Consider the following 7,460-nt stretch of genomic DNA (forward strand, 5'->3'; position numbering starts at 1 on the left):
AAGGGGCCTTACGTAGATATAGATAAAAAGGGGAACGCACCTCTTTTTTGGGCTTACCTATTTCTCTTAGGCCTTCCCATGGGTCTGTAGTGTAATATTCTACCTGCTATCTTCTCCAATTTCCTAATAAATAGGGACATATGTACTAGCTCAGTAATTGTGTCACCTTTTCGAGTTTATCAAATGGCGTCATATAGTTCAATCCTCCATGTCTTCTTAGGTGATTATATTCAAAAAGAAAATTCCCTAAATTTAGAATTATATCCTCTAGGGAATCAAACTTGTTTGGGTAAAAGAACTCGCTCTTTGCTATCTTGAAAAATGCTTCTATCTTCCCATTAGTTTGTGGCCTATATGGTCTTGTATATTTATGCTTTATCCCTAACTCTTGACACATAGTCTCAAATGGATGCTCATACTTGAGTTTTCCCTTAAATTCTCGGCCATTATCGGACATTATTGACTCGAATTCAAAGTTGTAGATTTGTTTAAACCACGACAGTGAACGTGCCATGAAATAAGTGAGTGTTGAAGATTTCATGTCCCTGAGAATCTCAGCATAACTAATGCGTGTACAGTCATCACAAAGAGCTGCAATATAAAGCTCTTTTATCTTAAAAGAATATCTTATGTCGCTTGGTACCTTGCTTAAATCAATGTGGGCTAACTCCCCAGGTGCCTGCTTCTCATAACGCTTAATAATCCTCTTTGCCGATTCATTCAATGGATAACGTGCTTTTATTCTGTCCATTGTGGCTGGGGAGGGAGTCTTATCCAGGTAGTATGGTTTAAATAAAAGAACTAATTCATAGCGATTAGATCCGAAGCGTCTGTAAGCTTTTATGATGTTGCGTTCTATCTCTTTGGGGGTTCTTCGACTCCCTGGCTTGGGTCCTCTCTTTTGGGGCAGGAGGCTTTCTTCTTTTTTCCCGCCAGCAAGCCATTTGTGATAGTAGCGACTTAGATCTTTTTTGGATATGTGATGAGCTTCACATATATCTCTTACAAACCTAAACGGTCTGGGAGTTACTTTAGCCTTGGTCCTTTCGTATTCTGTTAATATTGGTATCCATCTCTTTACAACAACAATATCTTGGTATTTCATTAGGCCTCCTTTGGTTAATTTATTTTACCAAAAGCGTGACCTAATTACTGAGCATCTACATCTGTTCCTATTTTTCACGTTTTATCCTTTAACTACGGCAATGGGTTTCAGACGGGCAACCTTCTTTGCAATACCCGCCTCGTCTATAACGCCTACAACCTCATTAACATCTTTGTACGCTTCCGGAGACTCCTCGGTGAGCCCTCTTGATGAACCCGCCTTAACAACGATACCCAAACTCTCAAGCCTCTGTCTGAGTTCCTCTACACTGACCTCTTTTCTCGCCCGCGTGCGGGACATTCTCCTGCCGGCACCATGACAGCTTGATCCAAAGCTTGATATCAATGCTTCTTCCCGTCCAACGAGAACATACGAATGAGTGCCCATACTCCCGGGAATAAGTACCGGCTGATTTGGAAAGGAGCGGGTAGCACCCTTTCGATGGATAACAAGCTTATATTTTTTCCCATCGATGGTGTAATCCTCGACTTTCGCAATATTATGGGCCACATCATAAACTACACTGAGTCTCCCCCCATCCTTGCCTAAAAGGTTCTCCCAAGCTTTCCTAACCTCCCACGTAATGAGCTGACGGTTCGCCCAGGCGAAGTTTGCCCCCGCAGACATTGCCTTGAAGTATTCCTGCCCTTCTTTAGAAGTAAACGGAGTGCACGCTAATTCACGGTCAGGCAAAGTAATGCCGTAGTTAGGCATAACCTTCATCATGATCCTTATATAATCAGTTGCAATTTGGTGCCCGAGTCCTCTTGAACCCGTATGAATCAAAACGGTGACTTGATCTTTAAAAATATTCAATTTCCCCGCTTCTGCTTCATCAAAAATCGTCTCAACAATGCCTACTTCGACAAAGTGATTGCCTGCTCCCATCGTTCCAATCTGATCATGACCTCGGCTTTTTGCATGCTCCGAAACAAGCTCAGCTGATGCGGTATCCAGTACCCCACCCGATTCTATCTGTTCAATGTCATCTTCATCCCCGTACCCGAGTTCAAGCATTCGCGCTGCTCCCCTCTCAAGAACCAGGTCAAAGTCTTTGCCTCGTAACGAGAGCCTCCCTCCTACACCTACACCAGATGGAACCTCCTCGTATATCCTCCTCCCGAGGTCTCGGAGATAAGGTCTAATTTCTGGGAAAGTCTTCTCTGACCGCAAAAGCCGCACCCCACAATTAATGTCATATCCGATGCCGCCCGGAGATATGATTCCTTCCTCGCTGTCGAAGGCTGCTACCCCTCCGACAGGAAATCCATATCCCTCATGAATATCGGGCATCGCAAGTGCATACCCCTTTATTCCCGGGAGTGTCGCGACATTGACAAGCTGCTCCAGTGACTTATCCCCGGAAATAGCATCGAGCATCGCATCATATGCATAGACTCGAGCTGGCACTCGCATGTCGCTTCGGAAGCTTTTTGGAATTTCCCAAAGAAAATCCTCTATCCTTACAAGGTTCGATTTATCAAACATACTTACCCCCAAATGTAATTAATTCAATAACTCTATAAACTCGAAAAATAACAATCCCCTCTCCTATCCTATATCTACCCGAAGGATTAAATATCAAAAATAATCATCGTCTCCCATTTCCCATGCTCGGTCCTCCTTATCTCCGCCTCATGATATGTCACCGCTTTTATATCCTCATCAAAGGATCTTACGGCAACACCGCGCAGTATCGCTTCAAGTGATCGGAGTGATAAGGTCTTAAAAATCACCTCATTATATGCCTCCTTATTTATCTGAGAAGCAAGTAATACCTCGTTAAGAAAATCAATGAGAAGTGCGGTTATATCTGCAGCTTCAAGTGTGATAGCCCTTTGAGTAACCTGTTTTTGATTGTCGAATCTTGGTTTAAGAATCTCCATCATGCCATAGACTGCATCTAAAAAGAGCTCCTCAAGAGAATCTCCTTGAACAAAAATTCTCACATCGGCGGTGTGTTCCAGCATTTTGTATGTCATAACCAAATGATCTCTTGAAAAATTATATAGCGCCCAATTTTTTTAGCCATACGCATCTCACCTACATATTCCTTCTCATGACCAGGTAGAGTAACGTCCTTAATATGGACATCAACAAACCAAAGCAGGAGCCCGAAAGACGAAGTTCCGTGTCTAACTTGAAAGGTTAGGGATTAACAATGTAGCAACGGTTATCGGGATGCGCATATCGGTTCCTTTGATTTTCAATTTGTTATCGAAATATTTCAACAAGCAAGCGGCAGCTCGCCTACTTAGTCTCAATTTTAAGTATTTCACACGTCGCCAATATAATGTTAACAATTTGTTTTTTACGGTCTCCTATCGAATACAGTGGAATCAGTGATATATTCTCGACCTTTCCGCTCACAGTTATAGACTCACCGCCGCCTATTCCAAGTATAACCCTCTTATTCTCTTCGAGCTTTGGGCTAGTTACTTCCCTGCACTCATATCTACCGCCACGATGTTCACATTGCTCCCCCGGCACATTAACGAGACAGGAGATATAACAATCTGTATCTGTTAAATTTTTACCAAAGGGCCCTATTCTTTGTTCTGGCGTAATTACTAAATCAACCACAGAATCCATCCGATTGCCTAAATATGCCTTTCTTTTATCGCCAACGGAAGATAAGCTACCGTAGGTTATGATCCCTGTTCCCCTAAATTTCTTGAAAGCGTTTTCGTTGGATGAGAACTCGGAACATAACTCCTCTGAAGATAATAAAACCGGTTTCTTCTCTTCCTTTGCACTGGTTAGATCAGAGAAGGAAACTACTATAATTAGCACTACCATATAGAATCTCATTTTTTATGTCCCACTTTATGTTCATCTTAACGTAACCTCAGGCACACGGAAATGCAAGACTATTCCCCCTCCTCTTGTGAAGGTGACCTGAGGTGCTCTGGAAGTTGAGTTGTGCCATCTATGGTTGCCGAATCGATCTGCTCCTGTGTAAGATTTTCCACATAGGTTAAATTGGTTTGCAAAAAGACTGCCTTCTCTAGGATAGCTCCTTCGAGTTTTGCCCTATCCAACCTTGCCTTCCATAGGTCTGCTTCGGTGAGATCCGCTCTGCAGAGGTCGGCCCCGCTAAGGTCTGCCTCCCTGAGATTCGATAACCTGAGATTCGCCTCTCTGAGACATGCACCACTGAGGTCAGCCTTACTGAGCGTTGCCTCGACAAGGTCTGACGTCCTCAGGTGTGCCTCACTGAGGTTCGCCTTTCTAAGGTATGCACCACTAAGATCGGCCCAACCGAGGTCTGCTTTGCTGAGTTTTGCCCAACCGAGGTCTGTCCCGCTGAGATCCGCCCTGCTGAGGTTTGCCCCTCTTAAATCTGCCGCCTTCAGGTTAGCTCCACTTAGGTCTGCTTCTCTGAGATATGCTCCACCAAGGTCTGCGCCGATGAGGTCTGCTCCTGAGAGGTCTGGCTTTATGTCGGGGTTTTCATCCCTCCAATCATTCCAAATTTTAACTCCCTGCCTGAGAATCGACAGATGTTTCTCACTTGCCATGAACTACTCTTCTTTGCTAAATGATCTTGCAAAATGGGGAACCTTGGGCCTTTAATGGTAACTATTCATTCATACATTTTCGAGCGTTTTGTATAAATCTAATATCTTCATCTATGAGTTCCTTCTGAAATTTTGATCACAGATGTTTTTTAAGGGCAGTCAAGCCAATTTTTTTTCTTCCCACATCAGTTCCACATAAAATATAAATATTTATATACAATAGGCCATAAATAAAGGGAACGCAACACTATTCTATCTTCACTCACTCTTCGACCAGGCTCAGGGTTTACGGCTGGGGTAATGACCAACGGGATTTCCGATAACTGAATGAAGCTGTCGGCGGTGAATTTTCGATCAGTCCAATCTTGATTAAGCTTCACATTTAAATATAATTTTACCCCGATAAAACAATTTAATTTCAAACCGTATTACTGCGAATATGGCGATGATTCCTGTTTTATAGTCAAATTATCATGAATGACCAACAAACAGAATTGAATCGATCTCCAAACACAAATTTTACGGAAAAAAAAGACCACAGTGAGATAGAGAAATACAAACCACTGAATCCTCCAACCGGAATCATTGGGAAAACAATTGCTGCTTTTATTGATTGGGTCGAGAAAGTTCTTATAAAATTCTCCGTTAATGGAAATCCACCAATTTATGAAAATTCAACCTTCCCCTGGGCAACCGAAGTAGAGAAGGACTGGCAGAAGATCCGAAAAGAGCTCGACCAGGTAATGGAACGCAGGGAAGAGTTACCCAGTTTTCATGAAATAACAAGTGAAGTAAAGACAATAACCCAAGATGATCAATGGAAGACCTTTTTCCTCGCGGGCTTTGGACTTCAGAGTCAAGAGAATTGCAGAAGATGTCCTGAAACAGCTAGATTGCTGAAAAAAATCCCAGGAATGAAAACCGCTTTTTTCTCAATACTCTCTCCGAATAAACACATCCCCCCACACCGAGGAGCCTACAACGGTGTATTGCGTTATCACTTGGGCCTTATCGTGCCTGAGCCTAAAGAGAAATGCCGTATACGTATCGAAAGGGAAATTACACACTGGGAAGAAGGTAAAAGCCTTATATTTGATGACTCTTTCAATCATGAGGTATGGAATGAAACAGCCGGACACAGAGCGGTTTTATTCGTAGACTTTGAGAGACCTGTAAAATTCCCATTCAACCTTCTCAATAAACTCCTGCTCAATGCTGCTGTTTTCAGCCCTTTCATAAGAGAAGCCCAGGAAAACCAGAAGCAGTGGGAAAAGAGATTCTATGGTCAAAAATCCTGAATATCAAACTAAGGTTACAAAATCCAGATTCCAATAATCAATAATTTCACTTAATCAATCCAAAATAACTGCAAGAGTGGTTTATGAAGAATACTAATAAACTTAAACAATTTATCCTTGGTGTACCCAAGGCGGAACTTCATGTTCATATTGAAGGTACCCTGGAACCCGAAATGATGTTTGAGATTGCTAAGCGGAACAATTTGTCACTGCCATTTACATCCCCTGAGCAATTGAGGAAGGCTTATGATTTTAATAACCTACAATCATTCCTTGATGTATACTATGAAGCTGCAAGGGTCCTTCAATATGAGAAAGACTTTTACGATCTAACTATGGCTTATTTGAGGAAAGCCAATTCCGAAACGGTTCGGCATACCGAAATCTTTTTTGACCCCCAGACACATACACAAAGAGGAGTACCCTTTAAAACAGTGGTTACAGGTATACGCAAGGCTTCGATCGACGCTGAAAAAGAATTCGGTATTTCTACAAAACTTATCATGTGTTTCCTTCGCGACCTCAGTGCAGAATCTGCCATGGAGATATTGACACAATCACTTATTTTCAAGGACTGGATAATAGGGGTGGGACTTGACTCTTCTGAGTTGGGTAATCCGCCCTATAAATTTGCAAAGGTCTTTGATAAGGCACGTGAGGAGGGATTTCTAGCAGTTGCTCACGCCGGTGAAGAAGGACCACCCGAATACATTTGGCAAGCTTTGGAGACACTTAAAGTCTCTCGGATTGACCATGGCGTTCGTTGCGTTGAAGACCCTGAACTGGTAGAAAAATTAAAATCAGAGCACATACCCTTGACCGTTTGCCCCATTTCGAATGTGAAGCTTGGTCTGTTTGAATCAATTAGTAAACATAACCTAAAGCAGTTGCTCGACTTAGGATTGTGTGTCACTGTAAACTCGGATGACCCGGCTTATTTCGGTGGCTACATATTTGAGAATTATGTGGCAGTTACAGAGGCGCTAAATTTGGATAGGGATGATTTATATCAGATCGCGAAAAACTCCTTTGAAGCTTCATTTTTGACTCAAGAAGAAAAACAAAAATTTATAACTGAGCTTGACAATTATATGTCTGAATATAAGTATTAGCTGAACAATCGTTTCCAATTTTCTTACTGTAATAATTGGAAAGAATCTCCTCCCCCGCTTGAGTGGGGGAGGATTAACGCGGTGGATAAGTCTTTAAATTGTAGGGACTGATTCCCATATCAGTCCGATTGATGACGCTCCCGATCAAGCCCGTTCGGGGAACGGGCGCTACATTCTTAGATGTTTCCCCGTTATCATCGCTTGAAGGCTCTGTTTTCCTACAGGTTAAAAAACACTAAAAGTCACAATAACTTCTTAAGTACTATTGCAGGCTTTCTCCCTCAACTTCAAAATCAGCTATTGGAAGCGGGGAGGCATGGTGCAAAACCATTAACCACCCGGAATCATGTCTCTCAAAGATATTGGTTGATTGAGATATATTTATTCCAACCGGGGTTCGGCTCTTATATTTAAGCTTCTGAAT

At 42.4% G+C, this 7,460-nt stretch carries 7 protein-coding genes; 2 read left to right on the forward strand and 5 right to left on the reverse strand.

Annotated elements, in window-relative coordinates; all coding sequences use genetic code 11:
* Positions 1-145: 145 nt before the first annotated feature.
* The 5 genes from VGA95_03470 to VGA95_03490 form a co-directional block, all read right to left on the reverse strand.
* The gene (locus tag VGA95_03470; GenBank protein ID HEX9665597.1) at positions 146-1,105 is read right to left on the reverse strand and encodes an integrase core domain-containing protein; all 960 of its coding nucleotides are present in this window, start codon (positions 1,103-1,105) and stop codon (positions 146-148) included.
* Between the two features lie 81 nt (positions 1,106-1,186).
* Entirely contained in the window at positions 1,187-2,593 is a 1,407-nt protein-coding gene (locus VGA95_03475; GenBank protein ID HEX9665598.1) for an RtcB family protein, read from the reverse strand.
* A gap of 86 nt (positions 2,594-2,679) precedes the next feature.
* Positions 2,680-3,087, reverse strand: coding sequence for an archease (locus VGA95_03480; protein ID HEX9665599.1), 408 nt, complete (start codon positions 3,085-3,087; stop codon positions 2,680-2,682).
* Between the two features lie 268 nt (positions 3,088-3,355).
* Entirely contained in the window at positions 3,356-3,916 is a 561-nt protein-coding gene (locus VGA95_03485; protein HEX9665600.1) for a hypothetical protein, read from the reverse strand.
* A 59-nt stretch (positions 3,917-3,975) separates the two neighbouring features.
* Positions 3,976-4,626: a pentapeptide repeat-containing protein gene (locus VGA95_03490; protein ID HEX9665601.1), complete on the reverse strand. Its 651-nt coding sequence runs from the start codon at positions 4,624-4,626 to the stop codon at positions 3,976-3,978.
* Between the two features lie 473 nt (positions 4,627-5,099).
* Here VGA95_03490 and VGA95_03495 point away from each other — a divergent pair, with 473 nt between their 5' ends.
* Positions 5,100-5,924, forward strand: coding sequence for an aspartyl/asparaginyl beta-hydroxylase domain-containing protein (locus tag VGA95_03495; GenBank protein ID HEX9665602.1), 825 nt, complete (start codon positions 5,100-5,102; stop codon positions 5,922-5,924).
* A gap of 83 nt (positions 5,925-6,007) precedes the next feature.
* A complete protein-coding gene (locus VGA95_03500; GenBank protein HEX9665603.1) occupies positions 6,008-7,036 on the forward strand; it encodes an adenosine deaminase in 1,029 nt (342 codons plus the stop codon).
* Positions 7,037-7,460 lie beyond the last annotated feature (424 nt).

This window comes from Thermodesulfobacteriota bacterium (assembly GCA_036397855.1).
In the GTDB taxonomy this organism is placed as follows: domain Bacteria; phylum Desulfobacterota_D; class UBA1144; order Nemesobacterales; family CSP1-2; genus DASWID01.